The organism is Vibrio mytili (genome assembly GCF_000830505.1).
In the GTDB taxonomy this organism is placed as follows: domain Bacteria; phylum Pseudomonadota; class Gammaproteobacteria; order Enterobacterales; family Vibrionaceae; genus Vibrio; species Vibrio mytili.
Genome location: NZ_JXOK01000026.1, coordinates 17,232 through 35,512 on the forward strand (window position 1 = coordinate 17,232; position 18,281 = coordinate 35,512).

An 18,281-nucleotide genomic window follows, 5' to 3' on the forward strand; every position below is an offset into this window, starting at 1 on the left:
CGGAGCCTCACATCGCTATTGCTTGCATGATCGCAGGAACGGAAAGATCCTCGGTCTGGATTTCCGCGACTTGTTTTCGGTCTCGGAGTACAACGACTCGATCGGCATAGCCCACCAGCTCTTCCAGCTCAGATGAAATCACCAACAACGCAAGACCATTCGCACACAGAGATTCAATTAAACGTATTATTTCCGCATGCGCCCCAACATCGATGCCTCGAGTAGGCTCATCCAAAATTAAAAAACGTGGCTTGGTCAACAACCAGCGAGCAAGCAGAACTTTTTGCTGATTACCTCCAGAAAGAAACTCTATCGGCTGCTCAATATCCGGGGTTTTTATACCCAGTTGCTTGATAAAACGCTCAGACATCTCTTCTTGCTCTGCTCGAGGTATTGGGCGGAACCAACCCCGCTGAGCTTGCAAGGCCAAAATGATATTTTCTCTAACCGAAGCCGCGCCCACAATGCCATCCGTTTTGCGGTCTTCAGGACAAAATCCAAAGCCATGTTGTGACGCTTGGCGAGCAGACGTGATTTTGATTGGCCGACTTTTCAGTTTACAGCTACCACTGTCGCTGGGATCAATCCCAAAAATCACTTTTGCCGTTTCGGTCCGGCCTGAGCCTAGCAGCCCCGCAAGACCGACGATTTCACCTGCATGAACTTTGAGGTCAAACGGCTCGATCGTGCCTTTTTTTCCATATTGAGAAAACTCAACCGTGGGCTCAACACTTAGTTGAGTTTTACCCGCCCGCTTAAGTGCGTTGTCTTCGAGTTCACGTCCTAGCATCATCTTAACCAGCTCGATCTGAGGAAGCTCACTGGTTTCACGAGTTCCCACTAACTCGCCATTGCGTAAAACCGTGATCCGATCACTCACTGCATACACTTGGTCGAGGAAATGCGTAATGAATACCAGACTAATGCCCTTCTCACGCAAATCACGCATGATGCCAAACAGCATCTCGACTTCATTACTATCCAAACTCGCGGTGGGCTCATCAAGAATAAGGATTTTGGCTGACAGGGACACCGCCCTAGCAATGGAAATAACTTGCTGAATAGCAACCGAAAAGCTATTTAAGGGTTGAGTCACATCTAAGTGAAGACCATAACTGGACATGATCTGGGTGGCTTGTTGCGTCATTGCTTTTCGGTCAACAAATCCCCATTTTTTCGGCTCGTTACCGATGAATAAATTGTCCATGACGGACATATTAGGCAACAGGTTGACTTCTTGATATACCGTACCGATACCTAATTGCTGTGCATGTGCGGTATTTTGTGGAGAAATAGATTGCCCCTCTAGGAAAATATCACCCGCATCGCGATGATAAACTCCGGTGAGCGTTTTGACTAAAGTCGACTTACCTGCACCATTTTCTCCAAGTAATGCCATGATCTCCCCTCTTTTTAGCGAGAAATCGACATTTTGCAGTGCTTTTACGCCAGGAAAGTGTTTACTAATTCCTTCGGCACGTAAGACGTAGTCATCGTTAGGTTGAGCAGAAGACATACAAACTCCAAAACCTCCCACTAATAGTCAGTGAGAGGTTTTTAGCTAATTTTTAGTAACCCAAATCTTTTTTCATTTCAAGTTGCGACTGCGCATCTTTAGGTAAATAAAGCTTGGACTCTGTCACTATTTTTTTCGGTGGGGTCACGCCATCATTTTTGAATGAAATAAGCGCGTCAAATGCAGGACCTGCCATATTTGGCGTAAGCTCAACAGTTGCATTTGCCTCTCCATCAATCATTGCTTTAAATATATCTGGAACCGCATCAATAGAGACAACTAAAATATCTTCACCCGGTTTTAAACCGGCTTCTTTAATCGCTTGTATTGCACCAATCGCCATATCGTCGTTATGCGAAAATACGGCACAAATACTCTTTCCGCCATCTTCTGCTTTAATGAAGCTTTCCATGACTTCTTTACCCTTACTCCGGGTAAATTCGCCTGACTGCGTACGTACAATCTTGACATTGTCGGCATGGCTGATCGCTTCGTTAAAGCCTTCTTTACGATCGATAGCGACACTCGCGCCTACCGTACCCTGCAATTCAACCACGTTACAAGGCTTGTCTTTGACGGTATTAAGTAACCATTCACCTGCGACTTTACCTTCTAGTACATTATCCGCTGTCACTGCGGTCATATAAAGAGAATCGTCATCGACGGTAATACCCCGGTCGAGCAAAAACACTGGTATATCATAATCTTTTGCTTCTTCCAGTACCGGTCCCCAACTAGTTTGAACCACAGGGGCGATAAAAATGGCATCCACGCCCTGTGCAATGAAGGAGCGAACCGCTTTGATTTGGTTCTCTTGTTTCTGCTGAGCGTCAGAAATTTTTAAGTTAATACCGCGCTTCTCCGCTTCAGTTTTTGAGACGGCGGTTTCTGCTGCGCGCCATCCAGATTCTGAACCAATTTGTGAGAAGCCTACTGTCAGGGAGTTAGCAAATACGGAAGCAGACATACAAAGGCTACCGATTGCCGTTGCTAGGGTCAGTTTTTTTAGCATAATCGTTCTCTACCTGTTATTTATAATTCACATTTAATTATTGGAAAGGTACTGCATGAATGTATATTTCTTATACATTCAGAGGTTAGGACACATTTATATGATCAGATTAGATCTTGGTCACATTGAGTTTTCGATAGCAAAAAAATCCATTTTAATAGCAATTAAATTAATGATTTATTTAAAAACACTCACCAAAAGATTCATTTTCAATCAAACCAAGGTCTAGTTCGAACGAATACACGAAAATAAACACTATTTCCAATATCTATTTGCTTGGTTAATAAGAAATAACTTCTGCTATAAAATGGTCTTGAACTAAGATTTCGAGATGTGATCGCAATGTCTATTTAGTTCTGTTTCTATAATAAAAAAGGCTCCTTAAGTAAAGGAGCCTTTAAAACTAAATAGCGAACCAAATAATAAATTTAGGTATTTCCCCGATATTTAAAATTATGCTTTTGAACCCTGTTTGTAACGGTCAAATATTACCGCGGCTAGTAAGATTGCACCACGTACAACATACTGAGCAAATGGCGACATATTCAGTAGGTTCATCGCATTCTCTACCGTTCCCAGAATAAGCACACCCGCAATAACGTAAGAGACTTTACCGATACCGCCTTTTAGCGACACACCACCCAATACACAAGCAGAGATAACCACCAGCTCAAAACCGACCGATGTCATTGGCTGTCCACTGGTCATACGCGCAGCTAAGATTACACCAGCAAGAGCAGAGATGAAGCCAGACACCGTGAAAATGATCATCTTAGTTTTAACAACATTCACACCCGCTAAGCGCGCTGCCTCTTCGTTACCGCCGATCGCCAGCGTATTGCGGCCATAAACCGTACGATTCAGCAAAAAAGCAAACACCGCAAAAGTGATAATCGTTAGCCAGATTGGTGTCGGGATGCCAAGCAAAGAAGAATTACCTAAAGCGAAAAAGCTTTCTTCTGTGATACCAACCGCTTTACCGTCGGAGATAATGTAGCCAAGGCCACGCGCAATTTGCATTGTCGCCAGAGTGGTTATTAATGCGTTAATTTGCAGTTTGGCAATCACAAAACCATTAAGCAAACCAAAAGCAACACCAGATAACAGGCCAGCACCGACACCGAGCACAACACTGCCAGTGGCATTGATTGCAACGGCGGTGACGACACCAGAGCAAGCAATGATGGAAGCGACAGATAAGTCAAGGTCGCCACATGCTAAACAGAATAGCATGGCACATGCCACCATCCCGCTCATCGAAATAGCCAAGCCAAGACCTTTCATGTTAATGAAAGTAGCAAAGTAAGGTACGAAGAACGCACACAATAAAAACAGACCCGCGAACACCATCAGCATACCGAATCGGTCCCAAATCCCAGCAAAATTCCACGAACGCTTAGCGCCCTTTTCTTCTAGTACTTTTGTAGAGGTTGTAACAGACATAATGATATTCCTTCGTTTTAAGCGGCTGCTGAGTCTTCTTTATCTAACATTGCTAGGCGAAGCGCAGTTTGTTCATTAAATTCGTCGCGTTGTAGTTCACCGGTGACCTCTCCTTCTTTCATGACAAGAACACGGTCAGAGATACCCAACACTTCCGGTAAATCGCTGGAAACGACGAGTACCGTGACTCCGTTTTCTGCCAGCTTAAAAATCAGTTCGTAAATCTCAGATTTGGCACCCACGTCGATACCACGCGTCGGCTCATCCAATAAAATGACGCTCATTGCCGTTGATAACCAACGTCCAAGAATCACTTTTTGCTGGTTACCGCCGGATAACTTGCCAATGGGTTGCTCTAATGAAGACGCTTTTACATTTAACGCCTTTTTCTGTTTAGTGGCGTTTGCATTTTCCCACTCAAAATTGATCAAACTCTTGAGTTTTAAATTCCAAGGGCGAGCGCTGATATTGGTGTTTTCTTGTACCGACATAATAGGAACAATACCGTCTGCTTTCCGGTCTTCGGAACAGAGTGTAATGCCGGCACGAATCGCATCTTGGGGGGTTTTGATCCCAATCTTTACATCATGCAAGTAAAGGTCACCACCCGTTTTTCTGTCCGCACCAAAAATCAAGCGAGTTAACTCTGTTCGGCCAGCGCCTACGAGGCCAAATAGACCCAGTATCTCACCTTGCTTGATATCCAAAGAGACTGGTGCAGTGAGCCCCGGCCCTTCGAAATTGTCCAAACGCAGGCCACTTTTGCTAGATGACGAGAGCGATAGTTGTAAATATCATTAATTTCACGACCAACCATGAGTTCAACTAAGCGGTCATGAGTCAGTTCCGACATATCGTGGAACGACTGAACATGTTGACCATCCTTGAAAATGGTAATGGCATCACACAAGTCAAATATTTCTTCCATACGGTGTGATACATACATAATGATCTTTCCAGAGTCTCGCAGTTCACGAATGACCTTGAATAGATTCTGAATTTCACGCTGGGATAGGCTACTGGTGGGCTCATCAAAAGCGATAATTTGCGCGTTACGGCTAAGTGCTTTTGCAATTTCTACCATTTGCCATTGACCGATTGACAGTTCTTTTAACTGGCAAGACGGATCAAAGGTTTCACCTAAACGCTCTAGCTGAACTCGGGCATTATTGTTGAGGGTTTCGGTATCAACACGACCACCTTTGGTCGGTAATTGACCAAGGTAAATATTTTCAGCAACCGTCAGTTCTGGCACAAGGTTCAGCTCTTGATAAATAATCGCTATGCCATAATCAAGTGCATCATTGGTGGAGTTTAGAGCCACTTCTTTACCATCAATAGCGATGTGCCTTCGGTAGGCTGGTGAAAGCCACTTAACGTTTTGAGCAGAGTCGATTTACCCGCACCGTTTTCACCCATTAAAGCGTGAACACTGCCCGCATCTGCGCGAAAACTAACGTTGTTCAAGGCTTTAACACCTGGAAAGTGCTTCGAGATATTTCGAAATTCTAGGTAAGAGGGGGACTTCGCCATGACATTCTCTCCGTTAAATCAATTGGTGACGGCCAACGTAGCCGTCACCCAAGGTGAACTTACAGCCCTTTTTTCGCCAGTTCGTCTTTGAAGTTTTTACGTGTAATAAGAACCACGTCCGTCACTTCAACAAATTTCTCTGGTTCAACGTCATCTTTCACCCACTTGTAAAGCGATTCGATACTCTTGTAGCCATGTACATCTGGGCTAGGGAGTAATGAACCGTAGAAACCAGTTGGCTGAGATTTCGCTAGCTCGTTCACCGCATCCACACCATTAATACCGATACCGATTACGTTGTCAGCACCAAAACCTTGACCTTCTGTCGCACGAATACCACCAAGCACGGTGTTATCGTTCATGCCAACCACAAGCCATTGCTTGACATCTGGGTATTGAACCAGCAGTGAGTTTGCTGCATCTAATGCACCAGGAATATCATTGGTTTTGGTTGGTACACGATAGATTTGCCCTTCAGGGAAGCCAGCAGCTTTTAGAGCAGAAATAGAACCGTCTACACGGCGACGTGCTGTATCAAGCTCATCGGCTGTAATTGCCATGACACCTGTTGTAGAAGCATCCCAGTTACGTTTCTGCATTTCTTTGTACAGTTCGTTACCTTGACGCTCACCGATTGCGGTAGCCGCCATCATGACAAGCGGAACATCTGTCATCGGCTCACCTTTAGCATTTAGGAATTGGTCATCCACGGTAACCACTTTCAGGTCATAGCTTTTTGCTTTGGCCATAATCGCTGGACCCAACTTCGGATCTGGCGTACAGATAACGAAGCCCTTTGCACCTTGAGCCGCAAGAGTATCAATCGCATTAAGGGTTTTTTCACCATCAGGCACCGCCATCTTAACCACTTCAAAGCCGAGATCCTTACCGGCTTTTTCTGCAAACGACCATTCGGTTTGGAACCAAGGTTCCTCTGGTTGTTTAACTAGGTAGCCAAGTCTCATTCCATCATCTGAACCGAAAAATGCGTTAGCAGACGCGCTGAGCATAGTCATGCCAGATAGAGCAGCAATTGTGAGTAGTTTTTTTAGTTTCATTGTTATCCATCCACTGGTAGAGGTAAGTGTTCGCTATACATATTTGAGCATTCTGACAAGATTATTAGTGACGAGAATCACAGCAAAAAAATGTAGCAATTTTGTCCATCCATTTAGCTAAAGAGGATATGACTCAGCTCGCAATTATTCTCCATTTCGAGAAAATCACCTAATTTAAGTTATCAAAACGTTAAATGAGACCGTTTTTGTTTAATGATTAACCAATTGAAATACTAAGTTACAAGTAACACAAAAAACCACCCTCGACGTTTTTGTCCATAAATATAGCAACGTTATTTATGGGATAAATGGCAAGCTGAGTCTATAACATCAAGTAGATTTAATTTGCTGACCAAACGTTGGAGTTGTCATGGATACATTGAATACGCAGCAGCATGTAATTGGTTTGGACTTCGGGTCGGATTCCGTACGTGCTCTTATTGTAAATGCAGAAACAGGCCAAGAAGTTTCTTCTTCTGTTGTTTACTACCCCAGATGGATGAAAGGTCTCTACTGCCAGCCAGCTCAATCACAGTTCCGACATCACCCGCAAGATTATTTAGATGCAATGACGAGCGCAATTCAAGAAGTGTTAACCACTGTTCCAGCATCAATTGCGGCTTCAGTTGTTGGTATTGGCGTGGACACGACTGGCTCAACCCCTGCTCCGGTAGATGAAAACGGTACAGTTTTGGCGCTATTACCTGAGTTCGAAAACAACCCAAATGCGATGTTTGTACTGTGGAAAGACCACACATCTGTGACCAAAGCGGATCTGATTAACGAGCTGGCACATTCAGGCCAATTTACCGATTACACGCGTTACATTGGTGGGGTGTATTCCTCGGAATGGTTTTGGGCAAAAGCTGCCTGGGTCAGTGAACAAGATGAACAGGTTGCAAAACACGCTTACAGCTGGGTTGAGCTTTGTGACTGGATCCCAGCAACTCTAGCGGAGACTCAACATCCAGCAAAATTGCGACGCGGCATTTGTGCTGCAGGGCATAAAGCAATGTGGCATGACAGCTGGGGTGGTTTGCCAGACCAAGCGTTTTTAAGTGCAATTTCACCAACTTTGGATGGCATGCGTGAACGCATGTTTACCGAAGTATTTACTTCCGATCAAGCTGCTGGGCACCTGTCTAAAGACTGGGCAGAGAAATTAGGATTGCCAGAAGGTATCGCCATTGCGATTGGTGAATTTGACTGCCATATGGGGGCGGTCGGCGCTGGTGCTGGTGCCAATGACTTAGTAAAAGTTATCGGCACATCAACCTGTGACATTCTGATGGTTGAAGCTGACCAAGTCGGCGACCGCACAATTCACGGCATCTGCGGCCAAGTAGAAGGCAGTGCAATGCCAAACCTGCTCGCCTTAGAAGCCGGTCAATCCGCGTTTGGTGACATGTACGCGTGGTTCAAAAACGTCCTAATGTGGCCGCTGCAAGCGTATGCAGAGAAAAATCCAAGCTTCGCTAAAACAGCAGATGACATTGCTTCTGAGCTATTGCCAATGTTGTCAGATGCTGCGGCACAGCAACGGATTGATCAATACACACCAGTGGCCATGGACTGGCTCAATGGACGAAGAACGCCTTACGCCAATCAGCGCTTAAAAGGTGCAATTTGCGACTTAAATCTTGGCAGTGCTTCACCCGCGATTTTCTCAGCCTTAGTCGAGTCCACTGCACACGGCGCTAAAGCGATCGTTGATTGTTTCATCGATCAAGATGTCAACGTAGAGCGCGTCATTGCTATTGGCGGCATCGCCCAAAAGTCACCTTACGTGATGCAAATGTGTGCTGATGTTATTGGTCGCGAGATCATCGTAGTCGAATCGGATCAATGCTGTGCTTTAGGAGCAGCTATCTTTGCCGCCGTTGCAGCCGGTGTGTACCAAGATACCAACGCGGCACAAGCCGTCATGGCAAGCCCTGTTCGTCAGACTTACCAGCCAGATCCAAGCGTCCAAGCGTTACGTGCAGACCGTTACGCGACGTATCGTCAATTAGGTCAACATATGGAACAAATTGCGGAATTCCATCAAGAGCAGGAGCGAAAAGATGTCTGAACAAAGCATTTTGAATGAAGTGTCGGCGCTATCTGACAGGCTCAAAGCACTGCGCCATCAGGTATGGCAAGCCAATCTGGACCTCGAACGCCACAATCTCGTGACCTTTACGTGGGGAAATGTCTCCGGCATTGATCGTGAGTCTGGTTTAATCGTCATCAAACCAAGCGGTGTGGAATATAGCGATCTCTGTGCAGAAAATATGGTGGTGGTTGACTTGCAAGGTCAAATTGTCGAAGGCGATCTTAATCCGTCGTCTGATACCGCTACTCACTTGGAGCTTTATCGTCAGTTCCCAGAAATCGGTGGCATCGTCCATACCCATTCACCACAAGCAACGGCATGGGCTCAGGCCGGAAAAGCCATTCCAGCCCTAGGTACAACCCATGCTGATTATTTCTACGGCCCCATCGAGTGCGCGCGCGCATTAAGTGATGAAGAGATTGCGACGGACTACGAGCTCAATACTGGCAAAGTCATTGTCGAAACCATTGGTGATTCTGATGTGATGGCCTCACCCGGGATTCTAGTTAAAGAGCACGCGCCGTTCACTTGGGGAAAAGATCCTCATCAAGCCGTTCACAACGCGGTTGTGGTTGAAGTTGTTGCTGGCATGGCACTGCAAACTCTGCAAATCAACGCAAGCGTCAGCGCAATTAACTCAGCGCTTCTCGATAAACACTATTTACGTAAGCACGGCGCAAACGCCTACTACGGTCAAACCAAAAAATAAGGACACAAGATGAAAACTTTCAATGAAAAGCAGGTATGGTTTGTAACAGGCTCTCAGCACCTTTACGGTCCAAAAGTACTAGAAAGTGTTGCCAACAACAGTGAAGAGATTGTCGCTGGCTTAAACGCTACCGAAAGTATCTCGGTATCTATCGCAAATAAAGGAACCGTAAAAACACCAGACGAAATTCTTGCGGTTTGCCGTGCTGCGAACAACGATCCTGACTGTGTTGGTTTGATGCTGTGGATGCATACATTCTCGCCAGCCAAAATGTGGATTGCAGGTCTCACCCAGCTCAACAAGCCATTCCTACATCTTCACACTCAGTTCAACGCCGCGCTACCGTGGGATGAAATCGACATGGATTTCATGAATCTAAACCAAAGTGCGCACGGTTGTCGTGAGTTTGGTTTCATCGGCACTCGCCTTAATATTGAACGGAAAGTCGTGGTTGGGCACTGGCAAGACAAGCAAGTACATAAAGACGTTGATGACTGGTGTCGTGCGGCGATTGGTGTCAATGCTGGTCAACAACTTAAGGTCGCTCGCTTCGGTGACAACATGCGCCAAGTCGCGGTCACAGAAGGCAACAAGGTTTCTGCGCAGATTCAGTTTGGTTACGAAGTGAATGCCTATGGCCTTGGTGAGTTGAGCGACGTGGTTAACTCGGTATCAGATGCAGATGTAAACAGTCTGTTGGATGAATACGCTTCAACGTACGAGATGTCACCAGAGCTATTCAGTGATGCTGATCTCAAGAAACTGATGGTGCAAGAAGCACGTCTAGAGCTCGGTATGGAGTCATTCTTGACGTCAGTCGGAGCGAGTGCTTTCACAAACACATTTGAAAACCTAACCGGCATCACAAATCTTCCAGGCCTAGCAACACAGCGCTTGATGAGCAAAGGCTTTGGTTACGGTGGCGAAGGTGACTGGAAAACCGCAGCAATGACGCACATTATGAAGATCATGGGTCAAGGTAAGCAAGGCGGCACGTCGTTCATGGAAGACTACACTTACAACTTTGGCGGTAAAGGTCAGGTGCTCGGTGCTCATATGCTGGAAGTTTGTCCATCCATTGCGGCAGCCAAACCAAAACTAGAAATCCATCGTCACACCATTGGTTGTCGCTGCGATATTCCGCGTTTAATTTTTAGCGGTGCATCTGGCGAAGCGCTCAATGTGTCGATCATAGACCTTGGCGATCGCTTCAGAATGGTAGTGAACTTATTGGATACCGTCACTCCTCCGCAATCACTGCCTCACTTACCGGTGGCGCATGCGCTTTGGGAGCCGCAGCCTAATTTAAATGTTGCAGCCGCAGCTTGGATTCATGCTGGTGCCGCTCACCACTCGGTATACAGCCAAGCAGTAACACTACCAATGCTTGCTGACTACGCAGAAATCCTTGGGATTGAGATGGTGGTTATTGATAACGACACTAACCTACGTCAATTCAAACAAGATCTTCGTAACAACGGGGTATACTACCGTCGTTAATGCCACCCAACAAACGTGCTCCCTGAGGGGGGCACTTTGGAGTCCACTTGTGAATGATACAGATGTCGTAATTCCCCCAACCTTTGAGATAAACCAATCACGCTGGGTATTGAAGCTGTCTACCGCACAACCTGCGAATTTTGAACTTCAATATGACGGAGAAACACACTATGTCGGCACGATGGAAGTGGTAAACAACGGAGAGCATATTTCTGTCAGTGAGGCAAATTGGCAATTTCGTCACAAACCCGACAAGTTAGAGCAATGGTGTCAAGTTCACCACACCGACACTTTGTCCATAAATATGAATTACTACTTCGCTGACGATGCCCTCGTGATTGAGTACTTAGCACGCAACACGGTACCAACTCGTTTAGACATTCGACACGCGATTCAACACTTACCGCAACAAAACGAGATAGAGTCACGCAATTCAACACCCAATTGGCAGCATAAGCGAGATGGGCTTCCGAGCGACTTTTTTCCTCAAACAGAAAAAACCGACTTTTTCAGAGAGGCTTTCTCGGCTAAGCAGTGGATAGTTTTAAAAGAACTGTGAGAAGCGGCAGAGCAAAGCTTATGATTCCACAATACAATAAGTTAAAAGCCTAAATTGATACTGCATGCAAAACAACGATCCATTAAAACCTGGGTACAACTTCGACGCTCATCTAGTTGCTGGCCTTACTCCAATCATTGAAGGCGACGAGCTGGATTTTGTTATTGATCGTCCTGGTGGCATGAAAGGGTTTATCATTAATATCACTTGCCAGGGAGAAGGGACGATTTTCCATGGTGATGATGCTTTTGATGTCAAAGCAGGCGACTTACTGCTTTTTCCACCCAGTGCGACTCACTACTATCATCGTAAAAAAGATAACTCGTCATGGTTTCACCGTTGGGTCTATTTTCGCCCACGTGCATTTTGGAATGACTGGCTGTGCTGGCACGATAACCGAAATGGTGTGTATGTCACCAAAGAACTGGATAACGGTACGGTATCCCAAATTGAGCGTTTGTTCACCGATATTGAGTATATTTCTAAATCCGATATGCCCTATCGCGATGATCTCGCCATCAACCTACTCGAGCAATTGCTCATTCGCTGTAAAAGTATTCAACCCGATGTCGTCAGTAAGCCGCTTGACCCACGTGTGATTGAAGCGATGAATTATATGACGCAAAATTTAAACCAGAACTTTACATTGGAAGACATTGCAGACTGTATTTGCTTATCGGCTTCGCGTTTAGGTCACCTCTTTCGTGACGAAGTCGGGATGACCATAACCCAGTGGCGCGATGACCAGCGCATCAGTCGAGCCAAACAACTACTGGTGACCACCAACTACTCGGTAAACCACATCGCTAGAATTGTTGGCTATACTGATCCGCTTTATTTTTCTCGTGTTTTCAAGCGAAAAGCTGGCGCAAGTCCAAAACTGTACCGCGAACAAATCAGTTAATCAGTGCATGAGCATAAACCTTACCTTGAACACCAAACACACCCTGACTACAATAAAGCACTTTTTACGAAACCCAGAGTCATAAAATGAACGATACGACTAAACCAGCTCTACCAGACCGCTTAGCGGGTAACCCTCGTAGCCCATTCTTTATCAAAGAATGTTTTGAGCACCAAATTGGCATCCGTTTCAATGGTAAAGAGCGTACTGACGTAGAAGAATACTGCATCAGCGAAGGTTGGGTAAAAATTGCCTCTCCAAAAGCAAAAGATCGCTTCGGTAACCCAATGCTGATTCAACTTAAAGGCGCGGTTGAAGCCTACTACGTGTAAGCTCGTCAACAAGCGACAACGACGAAATGCTAAAGCTCGAGCTTCGCTCGGGCTTTTTTATTCCCCCGCCATCTACGCCCTCAACTAATCCAACATCTTCCCTTCTTCGTAAAAAGACCAATAACGATAAATCACTATTCTTATTACTTTGTTGTCTAGACTGTTATAGATGTACCCAAACAGCTTAAAGACGCGGGATTCAGGAAGAGGAAATGGACACCCCACTCGTTACACTGAAAAGTGCTAGCAAAAACTTTGTCGATGGCAAAGAGACACATCGCGTGCTAACAGAGGTCAACTTCAACCTTGCGAATGGAGAAAGCGTTGCTTTAACAGGCGCAAGCGGCAGTGGTAAAAGTACGATGCTCAATGTGATTGCAGGCTTTGAACCACTTACCAACGGTGAATTATGGTTAGACGGAGAAAACACGGTTGTGTGGAAAGACCCTCAATGGAGCCGCTTTAGACACAATAAACTGGGCATTATCTTCCAACAATTCAATCTGTTAACGCCATTAAATGTGAAACAAAACATTGCCTTTCCGCTGCATTTGAACCAGAAGAAATGGGACGGCTGGTGTGATTACTTAGTAGAAAAGTTAGATATACAAGCTCTACTCAATAGACATATTTCTTCCCTCTCTGGTGGTCAGCAACAACGTGTCGCGATCGCTCGAGCCTTAGCCCAACAACCAAAACTCTTACTCGCGGATGAACCAACAGGCAACCTCGATCAAAAAGCCGGTTTAGAGGTAATGGCGTTGCTTCGTGACCTCACCATCCAGGGCGGCACCGCGGTATTATTGGTCACTCATAGCCAAGAATGCGCCGATTTTATGCAGTCTCAGTTGCGTTTGAACGACGGTCATCTTGAACAATGGTCATCCCCATCAGTTCCCGCTTGCCCGCAATCAAGAAAACGACAAGCATTGCCATGAAGCCAACTAGGATCTCTCACACCCAACTGACGCTATATTTGTTTGCATGCCATTACCGACAAGCGCCACTGCAAGCGGCAGCGATCCTGATTGGCATTATCCTCGCGGTCACGTTATTTGTCGCAGTACAAGCCATCAATCTTAATGCTAAAAACAGCTATGCTGAAGCGACCGAACCACTTGGAGCACAAGCACAACATTTCATTATTCCACCAGCCGGGCAGCGTTACTTTTCTGAATCACTCTACTTTTCGTTAAGGCAAAACGGATTAAGCGCTTCACTTCCAGTGATTGAAGGTAAAGTCAGGGATGCACAAGGTCGCCGATGGTCAGTACAGGGCAGTGACCTTATTGCAGCGATCGCTTCAAGATCTCGTGACTCCAGTGAAGCCAATAGCCAGCAAGATATTTCTTTGTTCGATAGCACACTGCCTCTGCCTCAGCTTTTGGCTGGCAAACCGCTGGTTATGATGAGTGAATCCCAGTACCAAAGCTTAGGTGAAGTAACATTCATGGTTCTGGATGACATCAAAACCAACGTGGTTGTACTGCCCGATGAATGGCAACTCGGCAGCCGGATGTTGATGGATATTGGTTTCGCCCAGCGGCTACTCAACAAGCAAGGCCAACTAAGTTATATCGCAGTCTTTAACACAGGCAGTGATGCGCAATCGAAATGGCAGAATCTCGTCGGAGAACAAGGGCAATGGGTTGCCAACAATCAAAGTGCAGATCTTGGTTCGCTTACGGCAAGTTTCCACCTCAACCTCACTGCAATGAGCTTATTAGCGTTTTTGGTTGGCCTGTTTATCGCTTACAACGGCGTAAGATACAGTTTACTCAAACGTCACCGCCTACTGGTGCAAATTCAACAGGCGGGCATAGAGCCCGTGGTCGTGCTCTCTGCGTTATTGGTCGAATTAACCATACTGGTGATATTTGGCGCATCCCTTGGCTTTATTCTCGGAATTCAGCTGAGCCACTGGTTACATCCGGCCGTTGCTCTGACTCTAGAGCAACTGTATGGCGCGACGCTGTTGCCCGGCACTTGGCAGTGGCTATGGTGGGGGCAAGCATTAGTGCTTACTTTAGTCGCGACCCTCATCGCGTGTTGGCAGCATTTTAAACAGCGAGTTCACCAACCGCTTTCCTCGCACAGCGGCTTTTATTACACACCGGAGACATCCAATGACGGCCAACTTCTTGCCTTTGGCGCTTTTCTCACAGCACTTGCGATGTCTGGCTTGTGGTTGAGTGAGCACCATCGCTTCACTATGGCCTGGCTGGGTTTGTTCGTTGTCGCCATTCCTTTGTATCTGCCAAAAACGCTCAGCGTGTTAGCCCACTGGAGTCAGCGACGTTGTAAACCCGGCCTACTCCAATATCTTTTTGCCGAATTGATTGAACTGATTGCTCCACTTTCACTGGCCATGATGGCGTTACTGCTCGCGGTGACTGCCAACATAGGCATGAATACCTTGGTCGGCAGTTTTGAATCCACGTTAAAACTGTGGCTAGAACAAAGGCTGCATGCGGATATTTATGTTAGTCCTTCACAAAGAGAAATCATTAACGTCGCTAGATCTCTAGAGCAATTCACCAACGTTGAAAAGGTCTATAAGCAGTACTATGTCGAAGATGACTTACAAGGTTTACCCATCTTGCTCGGCACCAAAGATAACGACACATTGGAACAAACCATGGTGTTTAAATCTCACGTTCCTAATTTCTGGCCGCGCTTTTACAAAGGGGAGTTGGTTGCGATCAGTGAACCCACCGCGGTGAAACTGAGTTTATCCGTGGGAGACCCATTGAAGCTCGACGCGCTGAAAGACAAAACTCTGTTCATTGGCGCCATATTCCACGATTACGGCTCACCTCAAGGGGAAGTATTAATCGCGCCCAAACTTTGGCAACAAAGCGGCTTTACCAATATCCCAACCAGCCTTGGCCTCAAAGTATTGGGAGACAAAAAAGTGATCTACGAACAACTGCAACGACAACTCAATCTGCATCCTAGCCAGCTGTACGATCAGGAGGAAATCAAGTCCACGGCGTTAGATATCTTCTCGCGAACGTTTGCGATCACTCGCGCACTCAACAGCGTGACCTTAATGGTGGCCGTAATAGGATTATTCAGCGCCTGCTTCATGTTGCTCGATGCACGTAAAGCGGCTATCGCAAGATTGTATGCGCTGGGCGTCAATCGTCGCAAGCTGATGGTCATGGTGGTCGGTCAAATCGTCACCTTAGTCTGCTTCACACTGGTTATCGCTTTACCCCTTGGTGCGTTAGTCGGATATATACTGACTGACGTTGTCACCTTGCGCGCTTTTGGCTGGAGTTTAACTTACCTCTGGAGCTGGAGTGACGCGATGAGTATCGCCTGCATCACCGTTATCGTTGCAGTATTAGCGACCCTGATTCCTCTCTGGCGGTTAGTAAGCAAACCTATGATGTCCAGTTTACAGAGCGAGGTACTGTGATGAAGCGCAATATGAAAAGCATCACGCTAATTCTCGGTTGGTTGTCTGTTATTGGCTGTGAAGAGCCGGAGCCAAAAAGTATGACGTTGCTATTAGGGAACAGTGCAAGCCAAACGGAAAGTGAGTTATTCACGCCAGTGGAGAGGGGCGTTACGATCACCTTCCCTACCGACCATCAAGCCCATCGAGATTTTCGTCATGAGTGGTGGTACTTAACTGCAAACCTAATCGATGAACACGGCCGCCCGCTCGGTTTGCAATGGACACAATTTCGTTTTGCAGCGGCGCCTCAAAAAAATAAGCCATCAATAAAACAAACCACATGGCACAGCCAACAAATTTATATGGCGCACAGTGCCGTCACAACTCTCGAGCAACACTATGCCGATGAGAAGTGGTCTCGGGATCACACTCAGTTAGCCGGTGTAGATGACTCACCATTTCGTGTTTATCTCGATGACTGGCAATGGTTATCGTCCAGCGATGACCTTTTCCCGGCAACCTTAGTAACCCAGTCCGAGCAGTTCGCTTACTCACTGACGCTAACCAGCGATGCTCCTTACCAAAAACAAGGCGAGCACGGTTACAGCATAAAGAGTGCCGATGGTCAGGTCGCATCGTATTACTACAGTCAGCCGTTTATTGATGTTAAAGGAGAAGTCACTATTGATGGAAAAACGCATCAGGTGACTGGTAAAGGGTGGATTGACAGAGAGTGGAGTTCACAATTCTTACTCGATTCACAGCAAGGTTGGGATTGGTTCGCCCTTAGACTGAATGAGCATACGAGCTTAGTTGTGTTCCAGCTGCGCGATTCAAAAACCGGACAATCCAGTTATTCCCATGCGCGATTGATGAATCAAAACGGAACAAGTACTGCGATTCAACATGACGACATCCATTTGCAAGTTATCAAGCAGACCAAAATTCAAGGGCACCATTACCCGACAAAGTGGCAGCTTTCCATTCCAAGCCAATACGTTAAACTGACGATTACCGCGCTCAATCCAAGAGCGAAAATGCCACTATCTGTGTCTTATTGGGAAGGGCCAGTGGCGATTGAAGGCTCCCATTCAGGAACTGGTTATATGGAACTGACGGGCTATTGAATACAGATTATGCTGTTAAACTGAAAGACTAGGGATGAGTTCACCAACGGAGTGGCATAAAAAATCCAGTGTGTAGGCAATCACACCGATAAAAATGATATCTACGATCGCAACCTTAGCAACAAGGAGCATCATTATGGAAACACAACACTTTGCCCCCACCAAGCTAGCGTATATACGTGTGACTGGGCCTTACGGTGAAGGCTATGAAGAACCAGCGCGCCATCTTTACACATGGGCGGGCATCAATGGACTAGCAGGCAATACCTGTATTTCCATTTATCACGATAACCCCGAAACCACCCCCAGCGAAAAATGCCGTACTGACATCTGTTTGATGGTCTCAGAAGACACCGAAGTCCCAAGAGATATTGAACTGCAAGACTTTTCGGGAGGCCAATACGCGGTTATGCGTCAACACATTACGGAAAAGAGCCAATACCCAAAAGCGTGGGATGAATTACTGAGTAAAGTGGTTCAATCTGGCATTGAAAGTGATGATCGTCCTTGCTTCGAGCTTTACCATAGCGTTGACCCACAAACTCACCATGCAGATGTCAGTTTTTGCACTGCCATCAAATAACAAAAAGCCTGCGAAGAAGCAGGCATTTTTATCGGATTGCGTATTACCAAGCCATTAGATCGCTTCACCATTAACCGTTACCGCTACGTCGATATTACCACGGACTGCATTTGAGTAAGGGCAAACCTGATGTGCGATACGAGTCAGCTCAAGAGCTTGATCTTGTGGTAACTCCAGCTCTACCGCTAAGCTAACAGTAAGAGCAAAACCGCCATTTCCGTTCTGGCCAATGCCCACTTCTGCTGTTACTGGCGCATGTTTTAGGTTTACTTTTGCTTCACGTGCCACATGTAAAACCGCATTAGAGAAACATGCAGAGTAACCAGCCGCAAACAATTGCTCAGGGTTGGTTGCCGCACCAGTCCCACCCATTTCTTTTGGGTACGCCAGTTCAAGCTCTAGCAAGCCATCGTCTGTTTTTACTTGACCATTACGACCAGCAAGCGCTGTCGCTTGAGTTTTGTATAGTGTTGACATAAGAGTACCCCTTTCAATTTAAGTTGT

Annotated in this window: 14 protein-coding genes and 2 pseudogenes; 10 read left to right on the forward strand and 6 right to left on the reverse strand. The window is 46.2% G+C overall.

The genetic code is table 11. The annotated features are described in order from the left end of the window. Nucleotides 1-7: 7 nt before the first annotated feature. From ytfR to SU60_RS08345, 5 genes and pseudogenes are all read right to left on the reverse strand, one after another. Complete coding sequence (ytfR, locus tag SU60_RS08325) at nucleotides 8-1,516, reverse strand: galactofuranose ABC transporter, ATP-binding protein YtfR (protein ID WP_041155114.1); 1,509 nt, start codon at nucleotides 1,514-1,516, stop codon at nucleotides 8-10. A 52-nt stretch (nucleotides 1,517-1,568) separates the two neighbouring features. Then, on the reverse strand, nucleotides 1,569-2,528 hold the full coding sequence (gene ytfQ, locus SU60_RS08330; protein ID WP_041155115.1) for a galactofuranose ABC transporter, galactofuranose-binding protein YtfQ: 960 nt from the start codon (nucleotides 2,526-2,528) through the stop codon (nucleotides 1,569-1,571). 453 nt (nucleotides 2,529-2,981) lie between these two features. Next, the gene (gene araH, locus SU60_RS08335) at nucleotides 2,982-3,971 is read right to left on the reverse strand and encodes an L-arabinose ABC transporter permease AraH (RefSeq protein ID WP_041155116.1); all 990 of its coding nucleotides are present in this window, start codon (nucleotides 3,969-3,971) and stop codon (nucleotides 2,982-2,984) included. Nucleotides 3,972-3,988: 17 nt separating this feature from the next. Continuing rightward, nucleotides 3,989-5,504: pseudogene (gene araG / locus SU60_RS22760) on the reverse strand (L-arabinose ABC transporter ATP-binding protein AraG). Nucleotides 5,505-5,563: 59 nt separating this feature from the next. Beyond that, on the reverse strand, nucleotides 5,564-6,562 hold the full coding sequence (locus tag SU60_RS08345) for an arabinose ABC transporter substrate-binding protein (RefSeq protein WP_041155117.1): 999 nt from the start codon (nucleotides 6,560-6,562) through the stop codon (nucleotides 5,564-5,566). 370 nt (nucleotides 6,563-6,932) lie between these two features. On the opposite strand from SU60_RS08345, the gene SU60_RS08350 reads away from it, so the two are divergent. From SU60_RS08350 to SU60_RS08395, 10 genes and pseudogenes are all read left to right on the forward strand, one after another. Next, nucleotides 6,933-8,633, forward strand: coding sequence for a ribulokinase (locus SU60_RS08350; RefSeq protein ID WP_041155118.1), 1,701 nt, complete (start codon nucleotides 6,933-6,935; stop codon nucleotides 8,631-8,633). Beyond that, on the forward strand, nucleotides 8,626-9,366 hold the full coding sequence (locus tag SU60_RS08355) for an L-ribulose-5-phosphate 4-epimerase (protein WP_041155119.1): 741 nt from the start codon (nucleotides 8,626-8,628) through the stop codon (nucleotides 9,364-9,366). Before SU60_RS08350 ends, SU60_RS08355 begins: the two co-directional genes overlap by 8 nt. Nucleotides 9,367-9,375: 9 nt before the next feature. Continuing rightward, nucleotides 9,376-10,866 (forward strand): L-arabinose isomerase, encoded by a 1,491-nt coding sequence (gene araA, locus SU60_RS08360; RefSeq protein ID WP_041155120.1) that lies wholly within the window; start codon nucleotides 9,376-9,378, stop codon nucleotides 10,864-10,866. 49 nt (nucleotides 10,867-10,915) lie between these two features. Then, the gene (locus SU60_RS08365; RefSeq protein WP_041155121.1) at nucleotides 10,916-11,425 is read left to right on the forward strand and encodes a hypothetical protein; all 510 of its coding nucleotides are present in this window, start codon (nucleotides 10,916-10,918) and stop codon (nucleotides 11,423-11,425) included. A gap of 64 nt (nucleotides 11,426-11,489) precedes the next feature. Next, the gene (araC, locus tag SU60_RS08370; protein ID WP_041155122.1) at nucleotides 11,490-12,329 is read left to right on the forward strand and encodes an arabinose operon transcriptional regulator AraC; all 840 of its coding nucleotides are present in this window, start codon (nucleotides 11,490-11,492) and stop codon (nucleotides 12,327-12,329) included. A gap of 86 nt (nucleotides 12,330-12,415) precedes the next feature. Next, entirely contained in the window at nucleotides 12,416-12,661 is a 246-nt protein-coding gene (locus tag SU60_RS08375) for a DUF3297 family protein (RefSeq protein WP_041155123.1), read from the forward strand. A gap of 212 nt (nucleotides 12,662-12,873) precedes the next feature. Further along, nucleotides 12,874-13,599, forward strand: coding sequence for an ABC transporter ATP-binding protein (locus SU60_RS08380; protein ID WP_052481514.1), 726 nt, complete (start codon nucleotides 12,874-12,876; stop codon nucleotides 13,597-13,599). Further along, nucleotides 13,596-16,085, forward strand: a complete 2,490-nt coding sequence (locus SU60_RS08385; protein ID WP_041155124.1) for an ABC transporter permease — start codon at nucleotides 13,596-13,598, stop codon at nucleotides 16,083-16,085. The genes SU60_RS08380 and SU60_RS08385 overlap by 4 nt, the downstream gene beginning before the upstream one ends. After that, the gene (locus SU60_RS08390; protein WP_041155125.1) at nucleotides 16,085-17,194 is read left to right on the forward strand and encodes a lipocalin-like domain-containing protein; all 1,110 of its coding nucleotides are present in this window, start codon (nucleotides 16,085-16,087) and stop codon (nucleotides 17,192-17,194) included. Before SU60_RS08385 ends, SU60_RS08390 begins: the two co-directional genes overlap by 1 nt. A 127-nt stretch (nucleotides 17,195-17,321) precedes the next feature. Next, nucleotides 17,322-17,777, forward strand: a pseudogene (locus tag SU60_RS08395) (AraC family transcriptional regulator); the annotation flags it as partial. A 54-nt stretch (nucleotides 17,778-17,831) separates the two neighbouring features. Here the strand turns inward: SU60_RS08395 and ohr are convergent. Next, nucleotides 17,832-18,254, reverse strand: coding sequence for an organic hydroperoxide reductase Ohr (gene ohr, locus SU60_RS08400; RefSeq protein WP_041155126.1), 423 nt, complete (start codon nucleotides 18,252-18,254; stop codon nucleotides 17,832-17,834). Nucleotides 18,255-18,281 lie beyond the last annotated feature (27 nt).